Below are 16,978 nucleotides of genomic sequence, written 5' to 3' on the forward strand. Positions count from 1 at the left end.
AGAGAAAAGGGGTCAGGCGCTGGGGGGCACGTAACCGGCCGCAGCGTCTGCGCCGCCGCCAAAGAAATGGTTTTCCATCTGCCGCGCCAGGTACTGGCGGGCGCGCGCATCGGCCAGGTTCAGGCGGTTTTCATTCACCAGCATGGTCTGGTGCTTGAGCCAGCCGGCCCAGGCTTCCTTGCTCACGCTTTCCCAGATGCGTTTGCCCAGCTCGCCGGGGTAGGGCGGAAAGTCGAGGCCTTCGGCTTCCTTGCCGAGCTTGATGCATTGAACGGTGCGTGCCATGGGAATTCCTTGTAGTGGGGGGGAGCGAAAAAAGGCTTCGCTCAGATGATTTGGATATTAAGAACTGAAATCTCAGTAGTTCCAGTTTTGAAGAGGGCCTTCCAGAATGCGTTCCATCGGTGTTTTGCACCGCAACACATTCACAAAAGAGGCCCTTCCATGAACTTTCGCCGCGACTTTATCAAGTTTCCCTTCGCCGCCGCCCTGGTGGGCAGTTTGGCCCTGACGGCATTGCCGTCGTTTGCACAGTCTGTGACGCTGCTCAATGTGTCGTACGACCCGACCCGCGAGCTGTACGTGGATTTCAACCAGGCCTTTGCCAAGCACTGGAAGGCCAAGACCGGGCAGGACGTGACCATCAAGCAAAGCCACGGCGGCTCGGGCAAGCAGGCGCGTTCCATCATCGACGGGCTGGACGCCGACGTGGCCACGCTGGCCCTGGCGGGCGACACCGATGCGCTGCACACCAATGGCGGCTGGATCCCCAAGGACTGGCAAAAGCGCCTGCCACACAACAGCTCGCCCTACACCTCGACCATCGTGCTCGTGGTGCGCCAGGGCAACCCCAAGGGCATCAAGGACTGGGACGACCTGGTGCGCCCCGATGTGAAGGTGATCACGCCCAACCCCAAGACCTCGGGCGGCGCGCGCTGGAACTACCTGGCCGCGTGGGAATTCGCCAAGCGCAAATACGGCGGTGACGCCAAGGCCAAGGACTTTGTGGCCAAGCTGTATGGCAACGTGCCCGTGCTGGACACCGGCGCGCGCGGCTCCACCATCAGCTTCGCGCAGCGCAATCAGGGCGACGTGCTGATCGCCTGGGAGAACGAGGCCTACCTGCTGGACAAGGAGTTCGGCGCCAAGTTCGATGTGATCGCGCCCTCCATCTCCATCCTGGCCGAGCCCGCCGTGACCGTGGTGGACAAGAACGTGGACAAGAAGGGCACCCGCGCCGTGGCCGAGGCCTATCTGCAGTACCTCTACACCGAAGAAGGCCAGGACATTGCGGGCAAGCACTTCTACCGCCCCGCCGTGTCTGACAAGGCCAAGGCCAAGTACGCCAAGCAGTTCCCCAAGCTGAACCTGTTCACCATCAACGACGCGTTTGGTGGCTGGGACAAGGCGGCCAAGGAGCATTTTGCGGACAACGCCAGCTTTGACCAGATCTACACCAAAAAATAGGCTCACCCCGAAGCGGCCTTCGGCCGCCTCCCCTCAAGGGGCGCCACCGCTGGACCGGCGAAGCCGGATCCAGGGTGGCGCTGGTCTGACCACGCCCTCTGGAATCCTCTCTTATGTCCGCTCTTCTCATCGCTGGTAGCCCCTCCGAGCGTTCCCGCTCCGCCGCCTTGCTGGATGCCGTGGCCCAGCGCCTCTCGGTGCGTGGTGCGCTGGTGGATCGCATCCACATCCGCGACCTCTCGTCCCAGGCGCTGCTGCTGGCCGACTTTGGGCACCCCACGGTGGTGCATGCCATCGACCAGGTGGCCGACGCCAGCGTGCTGGTGGTGGCCACCCCGGTCTACAAGGCGGCGTACAGCGGTGTGCTCAAGGTGTTTCTGGATCTGCTGCCGCAAACCGCACTCAAGGGCAAGACCGTGCTGCCCCTGGCCACGGGCGGCAGCCCGCACCACATGCTGGCGCTGGACTATGCGCTGCGCCCCGTGCTGCAGTCGCTGGGCGCCAAGAGCATCCTGCCCGGCATCTACGCCACCGACGCCCAGGTCACGCTCACGCCCGAGGGCAGCTACCACGTGCAGGCCGACATTGCGGCCCGCTTGGACGACGCGGTGAATGTGCTTGTGACCGAAACCCTGCGCCCATCGCCCGCCCAGGCCACGCGGTTTGCGCCGGTGCCGTTCTCGCAGGTGCGATGTAGCGTCTGACGCAGGCCCGGCGCTGCGGCAGGCCCGCAGTGCCAGCGCCACCTTCCTTTCCTCTTCATTTTCTTTTTTGATTTTTGCTGCGCCGGTTGCGCGGGCAGGGCGGTGTGCCGCCTGTTGCCAGCCCGCCCGGTGCTCCCTCCCCCTGATTTGCTGCTGGAACCCGCACCATGAACGAACTGAACCGCTTTTCCCTGCAACGCCGCCACCTGCTGGCCGCCAGTGCTGCCACCGCCGCTGCGGCGGCGCTCCCTGCCACCTCTTGGGCCCAGGCCTCTGGCGCGCCTCGCGTGCTGCGCGTAGGCCACCAAAAGGGCTGGCTCTCCATCCTGAAGGGCCGTGGCACGCTCGAAAAGCGCTTGGCCCCGCTGGGTGTGAAGGTGACCTGGACCGAATTCAACGCAGGCCCCGTGCAGCTTGAAGCCCTCAACGTCGGCTCCATCGACTTTGGCGACGTGGGCGAAGCCCCGCCCATCTTTGCCCAGGCGGCAGGCGCCCCGCTGGTCTATGCCGGTGCCACCGTGCCGCGCCCTGCGCTGGAGGCCGTGATCGTTCCCAGCAGTTCGCCCATCCGCAACGTGGCCGACCTCAAGGGCAAGCGCGTGGCCTACAACAAGGGCTCCAATGTGCAGTATTTCCTGGTCAAGCTGCTGGAGAAGCACGGCCTGAAATACGGCGACGTGCAATCCATCTTCCTGGCCCCGGCCGACGCGCGTGCCGCGTTCGAACGCGGCGCGATCGATGCCTGGATCATCTGGGACCCGTTCCTGGCCGCCGCGCAGAAGCAACTCGACGCTCGCCTGCTGGTCGATGCCTCGGGTGTGGTCAACAACCGCGCCTACTACTTCACCTCGCGCGACTTCGCCACCAAGAACGCCGACGTGCTGCGCATCGCCATCGAAGAGGTCAATGCCATCGACACCTGGGTGTCCAAGAACAAGGACGCCGCTGCGGCCGAGCTGTCAGCCGTGCTGGGCCTGGAAAAATCCATCACCGACCTGTACCTGAGCCGCGCCCGCTTCGGCACCGCGCCCGTCACGCGCGAGATCCTGGCCGAGCAGCAGGCGATTGCCGACACCTTCTTCGACCTCAAGCTCATCCCCAAAAAGCTCAACCTGCTGCACGCCGCGCCGGTGGACCTTTGAGGGCGGGCTCACACAGCACTGCAAGGAGTCGCCATGACCCACCTTCCCTTGAGCAACGAGCGCCGCCGCGCGCTGCAACTGCTGGGCGTCACCGCCTTCCACTGGACCTTGGCCAGCCGCTACGGCCACGCCCAAAGCCCCGCCGTGCCAGGCCCCGAGCAACTGCGCATCGGCTACCAGAAGTCGGCCGTCAACCTGGTCATCCTCAAGCAGCAGGGTGTGCTGGAGAAACGCTTCCCCGGCACCCGCGTGAGCTGGCTGGAGTTTCCGGCCGGGCCGCAATTGCTCGAAGCGCTGTCGGTCGGCAGCCTCGAATTCGGCCTGACGGGCGACTCGCCCCCCGTGTTTGCGCAGGCCGCTGGCAAAGACCTGCTCTACGTGGGCGCCGAGCCGCCCAAGCCCGACAGCTCGGCCCTGCTGGTGCTCAAGGACTCGCCCCTGCGCACCCTGGCCGACCTCAAAGGCCGCCGCATTGCCGTGCAAAAAGGCAGCAGCGCCCACTACCTGCTGGTGCGCGCCGTGGAGCGCGCGGGCCTGCAGTGGGCCGACATCCAGCCCGTGTACCTGACCCCGGCCGATGCGCGCGCCGCGTTCGAGCGCAAGAGCGTGGACGCCTGGGCCATCTGGGACCCGTTCTACGCCGCCACCGAGCTGGCCGTCCAGCCGCGCGTGCTGGCCACGGGGCGCGACCTAGCCAGCAGCAACAACTCGTTCTACCTGGCGGCCCGCCCGTTTGTGCAAGCCCACCCGCAGGTGCTGCGCGTGCTGTTTGAAGAACTCAGCCGCGCCGACCGCCTGGCGCAAGAGGCGCGCAAGGACGCGATCAAGCTCATTTCAGACTTCAGCGGCCTGGACGCGGGTGTGGTCAGCCTGTTCATCCAGCGCCGCCCCTCGTCTCCCGTGGGGCTTCTCTCGCCCGCCACCGTGGCCGACCAGCAGCGCGTGGCCGATGCGTTTTTCAAGCTCGGCCTGATCCCCAAGCCCGTGAACGTGGCCGACATCGTGTGGCGGCCAGCGGCAGCGCAGCTGGCGTCTGCAACGGCCCGGCCCTGAAAAAAACCAAACAAGCCCCCATCCCCGAGGCATTCATTCATGAAAATTTTCTGGTTCATTCCTACCCACGGCGACAGCCGTTACCTTGGCACGGCCAAGGGTGCGCGCCAGCTCAACCACGACTACCTCAAGCAGGTCGCGGTGGCGGCCGACAGCCTGGGCTATGAAGGCGTGCTCATCCCTACCGGCCGCTCGTGCGAAGACCCCTGGGTGGTGGCGTCGAGCCTGCTGCCCGTCACACGCAACCTCAAGTTTCTGGTGGCCGTGCGCCCCGGCCTGCACCAGCCCGCGCTGGCTGCACGCATGGCGGCCACGTTCGACCGGCTCTCGGGTGGGCGCCTGCTCGTCAACCTGGTGACCGGTGGCGACAAGGCCGAGCTGGAGGGCGACGGCGTGTTTCTGGACCACGCCACGCGCTACGAGCAATCGGCCGAGTTCATCCGCATCTGGCGCGAAATTCTGGCGCGCAGCCACCGGGGCGAATCGCTGGACTTTGAAGGCCAGCACCTGTCGGTCAAGGGCGCCAAGCTGCTCTTCCCGCCGCTGCAACAGCCGCATCCGCCGGTGTACTTTGGTGGCTCGTCTGACGCGGCCCACGACCTGGCGGCCGAGCAGGTTGAGACATATCTCACCTGGGGCGAGCCACCCGCCGAGGTCGCCAAAAAGGTGGCCGACGTGCGCGCCCGTGCCGCCAAACACGGCCGCACCGTCAACTTCGGCATCCGCCTGCACGTCATCGTGCGCGAGACCGACGAGCAAGCCTGGACCGCTGCCAAAGAACTCATCAGCCATGTGACCGACGACACCGTGGTGCGCGCCCAGGCCGTGTTTGCGCGCATGGATTCCGAAGGCCAGCGCCGCATGGCGTCCCTTCATGCGGGCGGCGCCAAGCGCAGTCGCAAGGACCTGGAGATCAGCCCTAACCTGTGGGCTGGCGTGGGCTTGGTGCGTGGCGGTGCAGGCACCGCCCTGGTGGGCGACCCGCAGACGGTGGCTGCGCGCATTGAGGAATACGCAGCGCTGGGGCTCGACACCTTCGTGCTGTCGGGCTACCCGCACCTGGACGAGGCCTACCGCTTTGCCGAGCTGGTGTTCCCGCTGCTGCCCCTGCCGCTGCGCAACCAGCTGGCCAGCGGCAACCCCTTGTTTGGCAACCCGCTGGACCCGTTTGGCGAAACCGTGGCCAACGACTTTGTGCCGCGCGCGTCGCAAAGCTGATTTGCCCCGAACCGGAACTCTCCATGACACACACTGCAAGAGAACTGCAGGTATCCCCGGTGGCCGACGCCGTGGACCTGCCCATCGAAGGGCCGTTTTTGCCCGCACCCGTGGCCCGCTTTCTCGCCAGCGTCGCACAGCGCCTGTTGCCCTGGGCCGTGCCCATCGGCCTCATCGCGCTGTGGCAAATCGCATCGTCACTGGGCTGGTTGTCTACCCGCGTGTTGCCTGCACCGCTGGAGGTCGTCAAGGCCGCGTGGACGCTGGCCGCTTCGGGCGAGCTGTGGACCCACGTCCAGGTCAGCGCGGGCCGCGCGCTGGCCGGGCTTGCCGTTGGCGGCGGCCTGGGCCTGGCGCTGGGCCTGCTCACCGGCTCGGTCAAGCTGTTCGAAACGCTGCTCGACTCCACCATCCAGATGGTGCGCAACATTCCTGCGTTGGCGCTGATCCCGCTGGTGATCCTGTGGTTCGGCATCGACGAATCGGCCAAGCTGTTCCTCATCAGCGTGTCGGTGTTCTTCCCCATCTACCTCAACACCTTTCACGGCATCCGCAATGTGGACCCGGGGCTGATCGAGATGGGCCGCACCTATGGCCTTGGCCGCTGGCAGCTCTACCGGCAGATCATCCTGCCCGGGGCGCTCTCCAGCATCCTGGTGGGGCTGCGTTTTTCGCTGGGGCTGATGTGGGTGATCCTCATCGTGGCCGAAACCATCTCGGCGCAGGCGGGCATTGGGTACCTCACGATGAATGCGCGGGAGTTCCTGCAGACCGACATCGTGCTGGTGGGCATCCTGCTGTATGCGCTGCTGGGCAAGCTGGCCGACGTCTTCGCCAAGGGGTTGGAGCGCTACTGGCTGAGGTGGCATCCCGGATACCAAGCATGAGCATCCCCCTGAGCCGCTACGCGGCTTCCCCCTTCTCTCAAATCGCTACGCGATTCGGGAAGGGGGACGACGCCAGCGCGGCGGGGCGGCCCTTGCGCGGCGTCCCTCGCATTGAGTCGCGCCCAGTGCAGCCACCGCGCCCAATTACTCTCATTTTTATAGCTGCTAGCGCCTGATAGATAAGCGCAGGAGGCCATTTTGACCATTAATTCATCTCCACAACCCCAAGGTGTGCGCCTGGAAGTGCGCGGCGTCGACAAGTGTTACGGCACGCGCGACGTGCTCAAGAAGACCGAACTGGTCATCGAACCCGGCCAGTTCGTCGCCATCGTGGGCCGCAGCGGCTGCGGCAAGAGCACGCTGCTGCGCCTGGTGGCGGGGCTCGAATCCGTCTCGGGCGGCGCGATCCGCCTTGACGGAAAAGACATCAGCGGCCTGAGCGGCGACACCCGCATCATGTTCCAGGACTCGCGCCTGCTGCCCTGGAAGCGCGTGGCCGACAACGTGGCCCTGGGCCTGCCGCCCGCACAGCGTGGTGCAGCCGCCGACGTGCTGGCGCGCGTGGGCCTGGGCGATCGGTTGACCGAGTGGCCAGCGCGCCTGTCGGGCGGCCAGCGCCAGCGCGTGGCCCTGGCGCGTGCGCTGGTGCACAACCCGCGCCTCTTGCTGCTCGACGAACCGCTGGGTGCGCTGGATGCGCTCACGCGCATTGAGATGCACCGCCTCATCGAAGGTCTGTGGCGCAGCAGCGGCTTCACCGCCCTGCTGGTCACCCACGACGTGCAAGAGGCCGTGGCCCTGGCCGACCGCGTGATCCTGATCGAAGACGGCCAGATCGCGCTGGACCAGCGCATCGACTTGCCACGCCCGCGTTCACATGGCGACGCCGCGTTTGCCGCCATCGAAAAACGCATCCTCGACCGGGTGCTGCAAAAGCCCGATGGGGAGCCTGCGCACGAGGTTTCCTGGCCCGGCGTGCCTGCGCATGGTTTGCGCTGGGCGGTCTGATTTTTTTTCTCTCTCTTTTCGTTTGCTTGTTTTTCTTTCACTGACCTCTTTTTCAACGGACTATTCAAGGAGAACCCCATGTCCATTCAAGCCATCAACGTACGCAACCAGTTCAAGGGCAAGGTCCGCGAAATCATTCGTGGCGACGTCGTCTCCGAGGTCGATGTCGAGACGCCCTGGGGCGTCGTCACCTCGGTCATCACCACCCGCTCGGTGGACGACCTGGGCCTCATCGTCGGCTCCGATGTGGTCGCGCTGGTCAAGTCCACGGAGGTGTCGATTGCGAAGCTGTGAGGCAACCGTCGTACGGAAAATTTGAATGGCGGTTTAAACAACGAAGTGCACGTTGCCAAAAGGTAGGCCCAGACAAGTAAGTGAAGATGACTTGTGTGACCTGCCAGTCAACCCAAGTGCACCATGAACTACACCCATCTGAGCCAAAGCGAACGTTACCAAATCCAATGCCTTCGCGACGTGGGGCTGTCGATCACACAGACAGCCCTGCGCCTGGGGCGCCACCGCAGCACCATTGCCCGCGAGATCAGGCGCAACAGCGGCGCCAGCACGGCGTACCAAGCCCACAGCGCCCATCAACAGGCTCTTGCGCGCCAAAGTGGTCAGACCAACGCTCAGCGCTTTGACGATGCCCAGTGGGAGTTGGTGCTGTCGTATCTGCAGCTGGATCTGTCACCTCAGCAGGCCGCCGCCCGCCTGGGGCTGGAAAAGCGCCTGCGCATCAGCCACACCTGCATCTACAACCGGCTGCGCCGCATGGGACAAGCTGCACCGCGCCTGCGTTGCGGCCAGCGCCGACGCAAGGCACATTCGGGTGCGGGGCAACTGCGCGATCGCGTGGGTATCGCACAGCGCCCCGCCATTGTGGACAAGCGAGCGCGCCTGGGTGACTGGGAGGGGGACACCATCGTCTCAGGTGCGGGTGGACTGGCAGGGCTGGTGACCCTGACCGAGCGACGCTCGCGCTACACACTGGCGCAGCATGTGCAGCGGCGCCAGGCCGAGCCGGTGGGCCAGGCCATCATCGAAATGCTCAGGCACCATCCCAAGCACCGCCACACCCTCACGCTGGACAACGGCAAGGAATTCGCCGAGCACAGGTGGGTGCATAGACGCCTGAAGACGAAGGTGTACTTCGCCGATCCGCACAGCCCCTGGCAGCGGGGGCTCAACGAGAACCACAATGGGCTGCTACGCCACTACTTCCCCAAGGGCAGCGATCTGGGCACGGCCAGCGAAGAGCAGGTGCTCCAAGCCGTGTACCGGCTCAACCACCGACCCCGCAGATGCTTGGGCTGGAAGACTCCGCATGAGGTGTTCCATGGCTACAAAGTGAGCCCACTTACACTGGGTACTGGCGCACTTCGTTGTTGAAACCGCCAATGAAATTCGGCTCCAGCGCTTGGTGGGTAAGCGCTGGTAGCTATAAAAACGAGAGTTTTCCTGAGACGCGCTTACATTTGGTAGACGCTATTCGCTTGAGCAAATACATGATGCTGCGTATCACTACGAACAAGTCAGAACTCGATGTCTCGCTGATTCACGAGTTCCTCAGTAAGCACTCCAGTTGGGCCTGAGGGGTTCCTCGCCCTCTTGTTCAGCGGGCGATTGACAATTCCCTTTGCTTCGGCGGGTTCGTTGGCGATAGGCAAGTGGCTTTTGCGCGAGTTGTCTCTGATTTAGCCACCTTCGCAAACCTTTTGGATGCTTTCGTCTTGCCTGGCCACAGAGGTAACGGATACAGCAAGGCCATCCTGGGTCCCGTCTTGGCGGACCTGCACTTGCAAGATCTTCGGCGCTTCAGTCTGGCGACGGGTCACGCACATGGTCTGTATGCGCAATTCGGCTTCACACCTCCGCTGAAGCCGCAATCTCTGATGGAGCGGTATTGCCCGAGCATCTACCACGGCAATACGCAATAACCAGGTTTTTTGGCTCTGGAAAGGACCTAGCTGTCGCATCCCGGACGATCATATGGTCGCTTGAGAAACAGGTGCGGGTGGGTCTGGTACCACTCTTTCATCGCCTGCATCGGCGTACTGCTCTTGAGCGCTGACTGCGGTAGCTGGTGGTTGTACAACGCCACATAGCGCAACAAGGTCTGCTCCATGTCTTCGCGGCTGTTGAATCGGTGGGTCTTCAGAACGTCCGCAATGCGGCCGTTAAATCGCTCCACCATGCCGTTGGTTCTGGGTGTTCTGGGCTTGGTCAGTCGGTGCTCGATGCCTAACTCCTGGCACAGTTGATCGAATTCATGGTTGCCGCTGGGTTCGCGTTCCCGGCTGGCAAACAGACGGTCCGTGAACTCTTTGCCGTTGTCGGTCAACAGCTTGTTGATCCTGATCGGACAGGCCTTGTGCAACGCCTTGAGGAAGGCCTGTGCACTGGCGGCGGTCTTGTTGGACTTGAGCTGCACAAACACCCAACGCGTGGCCCTATCGATAGCCACGAACAGGTAGCGCCGGCTGCTCTCATCCTGCATCTGGGGCAGGTACTTCACGTCCATGTGCACGTAGCCTGGCTCGTAGCTCTTGAAGGTCTTGTAGGCCAGCGCAGGCTGCTGGGGCTTTAGAGCATTGAGGTTGCCCGCTCCATGGCGGCGCAAGCACCTGTCCAGCCCGGAGCGCGAGACATGGGGACAGATGAACTCCCGTGTCACGGCCAGCAGGTCATCCAAAGGCAGCAGCAAGGTACGCCGCAAGTGAACCACCACTGTTTCTTGTGCTGGCGTAAGCACGGTCTGCAGGTGGTGGGCAGTGTGAGAGCGGTCTGCAAAGACGGAACGCTTCTTCCACTTGTAGACCGTCTGCTCAGTGATCCCAAAGCGCTGGGCCAGGACGCTGGCTGGTTCATCGCTGGCTGCGATCTCGGCACGCACGGCGGGCGTGGTGCGGGCGTTCTTGTGCAGGGCTATCAACATGGCTTCACTCCCTGGGTGGATTGCAAGGACTCTATCAACTCCTTTAGAACCGCTCGCGCCATGAAGAGTGGATAGCGTTTGGAGTCTATGCAATCGTCCGGGATGCGACACCTAGCACACCGTGTTGAGATCCTCCTGGCCGGGAGGCTGCGACCGTGGTCCGCGAGGCCTGCTGTCGACATAGGCAACACAGGCAACCATCAGCTGCGCGGCGAGGTACTGTCGCAGCACGATGCCCTCCGTGACACGACACACCCGTTGGAGATATGGTTCGAATAGAGCCCCAGCGCTTGATGGGTAATCGCTAGCAGCTATCAAAAAATGAGTATTCTGCGCCTGCTATCTGGCAAGAACCCTGGGGCCATTCAGCCCAAAACCGCCTACGCGGCTTAGACTCAGCCGCATGACAACCCTCCTTCTTTGCACTTTTGCCGCCTTGGCTGCGCTGCTCCACGCAGCGGCTGTCGCGCGAGCGGCGGCAAAGAAGAATGCGCGTCGTCAGCTGACGCCAGCACATTCCTAAGCCCGGCGGCACCCCCTCTCACATCACTTTTTTCAGCGCAACCATCCACCGCCGGGCACCACCTAGCGCGGTAGCGGCCGTCTTGTTCTCACGGGGCGACAGCCGCATTTGATGGAGTGCTTTCATGCATGAAGCTGTTGTTGTCGTTCACGGCGAGCGCACGCTCACCGACCTGGACTATTCGCGCCTGAGCAAGCTGGTGGGCCACCAGCTCCCCGCTGTTCTTGAAGATCTGCTTGCCAACGCAGACATCACCAACTCGCGCGCCGTGTCGGCCAACGTGGTCACCATGTATTCCCGCGTGGAACTGGTGGACGTGCACACCCACCGGCGCCAGGTGCTCACCATCTGCTACCCGCAAGACGCAGAACCGGCTGCGGGTTTCATTTCGGTGCTGTCGCCCGTGGGCATCAGCCTGCTGGGCCTGAAGGTGGGGGATGTTGCCAAGTGGCACACGCCGCATGGCGAAGAGTGCGCGGCCGTTGTCGAAGGCATTCAGTTCCAGCCTGAGGCCACGGGCGACTACGTTACGTAGTCGTTAGCCCCGAAGCAACCCGTCTGCGGCCCGCCAGGGGCCGCGCTCACCCGCATCACCGCCGCCAGCCCGGCGCCATCTCGCATTGGCGCTTCGGGATAGGTGCGCGCTGTGCAAAACAGAAGGACGTTCAACCATGACCCCTCGCTCCATCCTCGCCATCACTGATTTCTCTCTGCAGGGAGGCCATGCCATCGCGCGCGCTGCGCTGCTGTGCGCTGAGCACCGTGCAACTCTGAGGCTCGTCTATCTGGCCCCACCCGCTGAGGCACCCCCGCCGGACGCGGGCGTGCGCCTGTCGCACCACGCGCTGCAACTCAGGCAGCGCCACAACATCCATGTTCACGCGGCAACGCGCATCGACTTCACCGCTGCGGATGTGGCGCGCGAGGCGGCGGTCGCCGACCTGGTGGTGTGGGGCACGGCGCCGTTGCGTGGCCTGCGCGCCTGGTTCAGCGCGCATCCCGCCATCCAGATGCTGCGTGCCTGCCAGCGCCCTGTGATCGTGGTGCGCAATCCTGCCGACCAGCCTTACCAGACTTTGATGGTGGCGGTGGACTTCTCGCGGGTGTCGCACCGCCTGGTCGAGCTGGCTTTTGCGCTGCATCCCACCGCGCGGGTTGAGCTGTTTCATGCGATCAGCACCGCCAATGAGGGCAAGCTGCGGTACGCCGAAGTGTCTGAACGCGCCATTCAGATCTACCGGGAGGAGTGCCGCCGCCATGCGCAAGACCGGATGTTCACACTGACAGATTCGTACGACGCGCGGCGCAACCGGCTCTCGGCTTCCATCGGCCGGGGCGATCCAGCCCGGCAGGTAGTGGTGCAACAGCAGAACACGGCAGCGGACCTCATCGTGGTGGGCAAGCACCCGGCGTCCAGGCTCTCGGACCTGCTGTTCGAGAGCGTGGCGCAACGCGTCGTGCGCGATGCGCTCGCGGATGTGCTGGTGGCGCCGAACGACTTTCAACCGGCGTCACGTGGCTCGGCGGTAAAGCGCCTGGCCACCGATCTGCCGGTGCGCCGCGTCAAGGCGGGTTCGCCGCGTTTGCCGAGTTATCCCAACCCGGCCGCGCTACCGGACTCCTTGCGCCTGTTCACGAACAGTCCTGCACCACCACATCCTTGACCACGGCCAGCGCCCGGGCCAGGTCTTCAAGCGCCACCGACCCCAGCGCGATGCGCAGCGCGTGGGGCACATGGGTGGTGGTGGCAAACCCTTCGGCGGTCGACACCGACACCCCGCGTTCCGCCAGGGTGGCGGCGATGCGGTCGGCCCGCTGGTCGTCGCCCAGCGGCAGCCAGATGAAGTAGGAGTTCGGGTGCCGTACCAATTTCAACCCCGCCAGCGCTCGGGTGGCAATGGCCTGGCGCTGCGCGGTGTCTGCGCGTTTGTCGGCCTCCAGCCGGGCCACGGTGCCGTCTTCGATCCAGCCGCAGGCGATGGCAGTGACGACCCCGGCGGTGTTCCAGGCGGTGGCACGCACGGCGCGCTCGATGGGGCCGATCAGTTCGCGCGATGTGGCCACAAAGCCAAACCGCAAGCCCGTGGCCACGTTCTTGGACAGGCTGGAGAGGTACACCGTGCGCTCGGGTGCCAGCGCCGCGATGGGGGGCGGCGCCTCGGGCGCGAGGTAGGCATAGGGTGCGTCTTCGATCACCAGCAGGTCGTGTGCGCGCGCAATGCCCACCAGGCGCTTGCGGGCGCGGGCGCCCATCACGCAGCCCAGCGGGTTGTGCAGGGTGGGCATGGTGTAGATGGCGCGCACGGGCCGGGTGTCGCACAGGCGCTGCAAGGCGTCCAGGTCGGTGCCAGCGGGGCCCACGGGCACCGGGGTCAGGTCCAGCCGCAGGCGTTCGGCCAAAACCCGAAAGCCGGGGTAGGTGAGGGCGTCTACCGCCACCACGTCGCCGGGGTTGAGCAGGCCCATGGCCGCAACAGCCATGCCGTGCTGCGCGCCGTTGACGATGAGCACCTGCTCGCCCGTCACTTGCAGCTGGCGCGTCTTCAGGTGCCCGGCCACGATGGCGCGTTCATGCGGCCGGCCGCCGTAGGGGTGGTAGTGCAGCAGCGATTCCAGGTCGCCGGAGGCGGCCAGCTTGCGAAGGGCATCCCGCAGCAGGTCGGCCTGGCCCGGCACGCTGGGGTTGTTGAACGAGAGGTCTGTGGCGCTGGGCGCGGGCGTGGTGAGGTCGGCGTCGGCACCGCGCGGGGAGGCGGGGTCGCGCACAAAGGTGCCGCGCCCGGTTTCCCCCACCACCAGGCCGATGGCCTCCAGCTCGGCATACACGCGGCTGGCCGTGGCCAGCGCCAGGCCATGCCGCTGTGCTAGCGCACGGTGGGTGGGCAGGCGTGTGCCCGGCCGCAGCTGCCCCGCGCGGATGTCCGACGCCAGTGCGTCCACCACTTGTTTGTACCGAACCTGGCCCATGGTGTTGTGTCCCTGCGTTGAAACGTATCTATGACAATTTTTTGATTGTATTGAATTCCGTCGATAGGATGCGCTTGGCCATTTCATGCTTCATTCACTCTCCTTTCCTCTACTGAACAGGACTCCACCGCCATGCGCATCGCCATCCTGACCTTCGACGGTTTCAACGAACTCGACTCCCTGATTGCCCTGGGCCTGCTCAACCGGGTGAAGAAACCGGGGTGGGAGGTGTCGCTGTGCTGCCCTACAGACCAGGTGCGTTCCATGAACGGCGTGACGGTGCAGGCCCAGTCGCTGCTGCCCTATGCGCGGTCGGCCGATGCCGTGCTGGTGGGCAGCGGCGTGAAGACCCGCGAGGTGGTGCAGGATGCCGCGCTGATGGCGCAGCTCGCCTTCGATCCGGCGCGCCAGTTGCTGGGCGCCCAGTGTTCGGGGGCTTTGATCCTGGCCAAGTTGGGGCTGCTCGACGGCGTGCCGGCCTGCACCGACCTGACCACGAAACCCTGGGTCCAGGAGGCTGGCATCACTGTGCTGAACCAGCCCTTTGTGGCTCGGGGCAATGTGGCCACGGCGGGCGGTTGTCTGTCGGCGCAGTACCTGGCCGCCTGGCTGATTGCGCGGCTGGCAGGGCCCGAGGCCGCCCGCGAAGTCATCCACTACTTTGCCCCGGTGGGCGAGAAGGAGGAGTACGTCGCCCGGGCTATGGGGCATGTCACCCAACATGACAGTTGATGCGAGTGACCTTGCCATCGCTTGCTAGGGGAACGGACCCTGTGCAGCGGTTGGCGGGTTGAGCGGCTGCGCTTGGGCCCCTATGCAGGGTATTCGCCGGTGCCGTGGGGTTCAGAGCTTGCCCTCCCGTCGCGGCGGAGCTGTTTGCGCTGCGCTGTGCTGCGGCGCCAGGTACGCAGAAGGTGGCGGGCGGCGCTTGCCAGGGCTTCGTCCAGCGCGCAGCGCCAGTCCTTGGCTACAGAAGACACGACCACAGCGCCTGCACCGTCGGTGCGCAGGGCTATCTGGCAGCGCTTGTCAGGGCCGCCCCGGGGGCCGTTGATGTCCTCCAGCTTGATCTCTGCACGCGGCACCAGGGCGTTCAGCCGCCGAAAGGCGAAACGCACGCGACGCTCCACGGCATCGCGCATAAGTGCGGCTTCGGGGTGGCGTGTTCTGAAAAGAATCTGCATTTGCGATCTCCTGAGTTGAGGGTGACACCGTAGCCCGCAGCTTGGCGGTAAACCAGCAGGAAATTTCTTCGTTGCATTTCTGAAAATCCTGTGCATTGGCGGCGATTTCGCTGCGGATGAGTCACTTCGACTTTTTGGATGTCTACATCAGAGAAAACCTGCTTCTTGTAAGCGGGCGGTGGCCACACATTCAAGGCTTCTTCCTGTTCGCAACTTTCCGCCTCAAAGGAGCCGTCCGTGAAACCCTGGTCTGGAATCTCTTCACTTATTGCCTCCCTGCGTCATCGCCTTGTGCGCTGGCTCTCCCGTGTCGCCGTGGCTCGGGCACCTGTGCTGCGGCGCGTTCCGGTCAAGGTGCCGCTGCGGGTGCAAGCCCAGTACCGTGACGGCTGGCAGCCGCGTTCACGCTATCGCCGCTAGGGCGCGCTGGGTCAACCATTGCTTGCTTGTCACCTTTGTCATTGCACTTACCCCATTTCAAGGAGATCAGAGATGCGTAGCTATCCCCGCAATAGCCCCGAAGCTGTGGCCCGAATCGTCGCCTTGCTGTTGATATCGGATGGCCATGTGAGCCGGTCCGAGCTGGATGCCTTGCATGGGCTTTATATGGAGCAGGAACTGAGTCTGCCGCAAGGCGGCTTTGGCAAGGTGCTGCATGGCCTGTGCGAAGACCTGTGGATGGGCATGCATGAACAGCGGGTTTTGACCGCCAGCATTGATGGCCCCACGCTGACCTTGCTGTTCGCTGAAGTGACAGACCCTGAGCTGCGGCGCAAGACCCTGGAGTTCGCGTACACCGCAGCCATGGCAGACAGTCACCTGGCGCCGAGTGAGTGGTGGCTGATGAATGCAGCAGGCCAGTATTGGCAAATGGGCCTAATGCCCTCCGGGATCGGCCACTACGAGCTGGCGCAGGCTGCCTGATGCAGCTGTAACTGCAAGTGCAACCATAAACAAGGGGGATGGTGGTTGTGTTGGAAGCCCGCTAGGCTGTACCCAGCCCTGCGGAAGCATCCACCAACTGCCGCACCAGCGGGTGGTGCTGCCCCCGGCGCGACCAGATAGCGTGGACCTCCTCAAAAAGCTGGGGGCATTCACCCAGCAGGCGCAGCCCACGCACCAGCCCCACATCTTGCGCACCCAGACGGCTGACTGGAAACACCCCAAGCCCCCGGGCCGCAAACACGGCCAACAAGGCGCTGTCTTCAAACTCACCCACCACACGTGGTTGCACTCCGACGTCCCGAAACCAGGCATCCAGAGTGGCCCGTAGCGGCGCATGGTGCGTAGGCAGCAGCACGGGAAAGTCTTGCAACGACTGGGGAAACCGGTCACGCACCTGCTTTTTTACCAGCGACGCCGGGCCATACCACTGCAGGGCCGAGCGGGCAATGCGTTGACTTGTCAAGCACTGGTGGGGGTTGCGCGGCGCGGCTTGCCCGGCAAAAACCACGTCCAGCTGGTGCAGTGCCAGCTCGGATAGCAACTCGTCGGACTCGCCCTCGTGGCACACCAGCCGTAAATGGGGCGTGGCCAGAACGGGCTCCAGCAGTGCATGCGCCGCCAGTTTGGAGATGCCGTCAGACAGACCCACCGACAACCGCGCCACACGGGCGGTTGCGGCTTCGCGCACCTCTTCTTCGATGTGCTGGCCCAGTTGAAAAATCTCTTCAGCCCGTGTGAATGCGGCTTGCCCGGCTTCGGTCAGCGCCACACCGCGCCCCGAAGGCTTGAGAAGCTGGTGGCCCAGCGCTTTTTCCAGATCGCGCACCTGTGCGCTGATGGTTTGCACAGCCATGTTCAGCCGGTCTGCCGCACGGGCAAAGCCACCTTCCTTGGCAACCATCCAGAAGTAGTACAGGTGGCGGTAGTTCAGCATGGGCGGGCTCA

The 16,978-nt window shown here is 64.3% G+C and carries 19 protein-coding genes; 14 read left to right on the plus strand and 5 right to left on the minus strand.

The window, feature by feature from the left end; genetic code table 11:
• Positions 1–12: 12 nt before the first annotated feature.
• The gene (locus EXV95_RS02660; protein ID WP_010461281.1) at positions 13–285 is read right to left on the minus strand and encodes an oxidative damage protection protein; all 273 of its coding nucleotides are present in this window, start codon (positions 283–285) and stop codon (positions 13–15) included.
• A 159-nt stretch (positions 286–444) separates the two neighbouring features.
• Between EXV95_RS02660 and EXV95_RS02665 the strand changes: the two genes are divergently transcribed.
• The 10 genes from EXV95_RS02665 to EXV95_RS25115 all read left to right on the plus strand — a co-directional run bounded on the left by EXV95_RS02665 (position 445) and on the right by EXV95_RS25115 (position 9,416).
• On the plus strand, positions 445–1,467 hold the full coding sequence (locus EXV95_RS02665) for a sulfate ABC transporter substrate-binding protein (protein WP_176885710.1): 1,023 nt from the start codon (positions 445–447) through the stop codon (positions 1,465–1,467).
• Positions 1,468–1,580: 113 nt separating this feature from the next.
• A complete protein-coding gene (ssuE, locus tag EXV95_RS02670) occupies positions 1,581–2,171 on the plus strand; it encodes an NADPH-dependent FMN reductase (protein ID WP_176885711.1) in 591 nt (196 codons plus the stop codon).
• A gap of 167 nt (positions 2,172–2,338) precedes the next feature.
• Positions 2,339–3,313, plus strand: a complete 975-nt coding sequence (locus EXV95_RS02675) for a sulfonate ABC transporter substrate-binding protein (protein WP_176885712.1) — start codon at positions 2,339–2,341, stop codon at positions 3,311–3,313.
• 33 nt (positions 3,314–3,346) lie between these two features.
• Positions 3,347–4,366, plus strand: a complete 1,020-nt coding sequence (locus EXV95_RS02680) for a sulfonate ABC transporter substrate-binding protein (RefSeq protein ID WP_176885713.1) — start codon at positions 3,347–3,349, stop codon at positions 4,364–4,366.
• A gap of 39 nt (positions 4,367–4,405) precedes the next feature.
• Complete coding sequence (ssuD, locus tag EXV95_RS02685; RefSeq protein WP_176885714.1) at positions 4,406–5,584, plus strand: FMNH2-dependent alkanesulfonate monooxygenase; 1,179 nt, start codon at positions 4,406–4,408, stop codon at positions 5,582–5,584.
• Positions 5,585–5,607: 23 nt separating this feature from the next.
• A complete protein-coding gene (gene ssuC / locus EXV95_RS02690; protein ID WP_121419847.1) occupies positions 5,608–6,471 on the plus strand; it encodes an aliphatic sulfonate ABC transporter permease SsuC in 864 nt (287 codons plus the stop codon).
• A gap of 198 nt (positions 6,472–6,669) precedes the next feature.
• Positions 6,670–7,479 (plus strand): ATP-binding cassette domain-containing protein, encoded by an 810-nt coding sequence (locus tag EXV95_RS02695; RefSeq protein ID WP_176885715.1) that lies wholly within the window; start codon positions 6,670–6,672, stop codon positions 7,477–7,479.
• Positions 7,480–7,557: 78 nt separating this feature from the next.
• Entirely contained in the window at positions 7,558–7,773 is a 216-nt protein-coding gene (locus EXV95_RS02700; protein ID WP_055393898.1) for a molybdopterin-binding protein, read from the plus strand.
• A 123-nt stretch (positions 7,774–7,896) separates the two neighbouring features.
• Positions 7,897–8,868, plus strand: coding sequence for an IS30 family transposase (locus EXV95_RS02705; protein ID WP_176885716.1), 972 nt, complete (start codon positions 7,897–7,899; stop codon positions 8,866–8,868).
• Between the two features lie 278 nt (positions 8,869–9,146).
• Positions 9,147–9,416, plus strand: a complete 270-nt coding sequence (locus EXV95_RS25115; RefSeq protein ID WP_370460176.1) for a hypothetical protein — start codon at positions 9,147–9,149, stop codon at positions 9,414–9,416.
• A 26-nt stretch (positions 9,417–9,442) separates the two neighbouring features.
• On the opposite strand, the gene EXV95_RS02710 is transcribed toward EXV95_RS25115, so the two are convergent.
• Positions 9,443–10,414, minus strand: a complete 972-nt coding sequence (locus tag EXV95_RS02710; protein WP_176885717.1) for an IS481 family transposase — start codon at positions 10,412–10,414, stop codon at positions 9,443–9,445.
• 647 nt (positions 10,415–11,061) lie between these two features.
• On the opposite strand from EXV95_RS02710, the gene EXV95_RS02715 reads away from it, so the two are divergent.
• Together EXV95_RS02715 and EXV95_RS02720 are read left to right on the plus strand one after the other, a co-directional pair.
• Positions 11,062–11,472 carry a GreA/GreB family elongation factor gene (locus EXV95_RS02715; protein ID WP_055393900.1) on the plus strand — a complete coding sequence of 137 codons (411 nt, stop codon included), beginning with the start codon at positions 11,062–11,064 and terminating at the stop codon, positions 11,470–11,472.
• A 136-nt stretch (positions 11,473–11,608) separates the two neighbouring features.
• Positions 11,609–12,601, plus strand: a complete 993-nt coding sequence (locus tag EXV95_RS02720) for a universal stress protein (protein ID WP_176885718.1) — start codon at positions 11,609–11,611, stop codon at positions 12,599–12,601.
• Here the strand turns inward: EXV95_RS02720 and EXV95_RS02725 are convergent.
• Positions 12,570–13,904 carry a PLP-dependent aminotransferase family protein gene (locus tag EXV95_RS02725; RefSeq protein ID WP_176885719.1) on the minus strand — a complete coding sequence of 445 codons (1,335 nt, stop codon included), beginning with the start codon at positions 13,902–13,904 and terminating at the stop codon, positions 12,570–12,572. The two genes, EXV95_RS02720 and EXV95_RS02725, sit on opposite strands and share 32 nt — an antisense overlap.
• Before the next feature lie 132 nt (positions 13,905–14,036).
• Here EXV95_RS02725 and EXV95_RS02730 point away from each other — a divergent pair, with 132 nt between their 5' ends.
• Positions 14,037–14,636, plus strand: coding sequence for a DJ-1/PfpI family protein (locus tag EXV95_RS02730; protein ID WP_176885720.1), 600 nt, complete (start codon positions 14,037–14,039; stop codon positions 14,634–14,636).
• A gap of 80 nt (positions 14,637–14,716) precedes the next feature.
• On the opposite strand, the gene EXV95_RS02735 is transcribed toward EXV95_RS02730, so the two are convergent.
• A complete protein-coding gene (locus EXV95_RS02735) occupies positions 14,717–15,088 on the minus strand; it encodes an HPF/RaiA family ribosome-associated protein (RefSeq protein ID WP_176885721.1) in 372 nt (123 codons plus the stop codon).
• A 492-nt stretch (positions 15,089–15,580) separates the two neighbouring features.
• Here EXV95_RS02735 and EXV95_RS02740 point away from each other — a divergent pair, with 492 nt between their 5' ends.
• The gene (locus EXV95_RS02740; protein ID WP_176885722.1) at positions 15,581–16,012 is read left to right on the plus strand and encodes a TerB family tellurite resistance protein; all 432 of its coding nucleotides are present in this window, start codon (positions 15,581–15,583) and stop codon (positions 16,010–16,012) included.
• A 61-nt stretch (positions 16,013–16,073) separates the two neighbouring features.
• Here EXV95_RS02740 and EXV95_RS02745 read toward each other — a convergent pair whose 3' ends face one another.
• A complete protein-coding gene (locus EXV95_RS02745; protein WP_176885723.1) occupies positions 16,074–16,967 on the minus strand; it encodes a LysR substrate-binding domain-containing protein in 894 nt (297 codons plus the stop codon).
• Between the last annotated feature and the right edge of the window lie 11 nt (positions 16,968–16,978).

The sequence above is a fragment of the Acidovorax sp. JMULE5 genome (assembly GCF_013376875.1).
In the GTDB taxonomy this organism is placed as follows: Bacteria; Pseudomonadota; Gammaproteobacteria; order Burkholderiales; family Burkholderiaceae_C; genus Acidovorax; species Acidovorax facilis.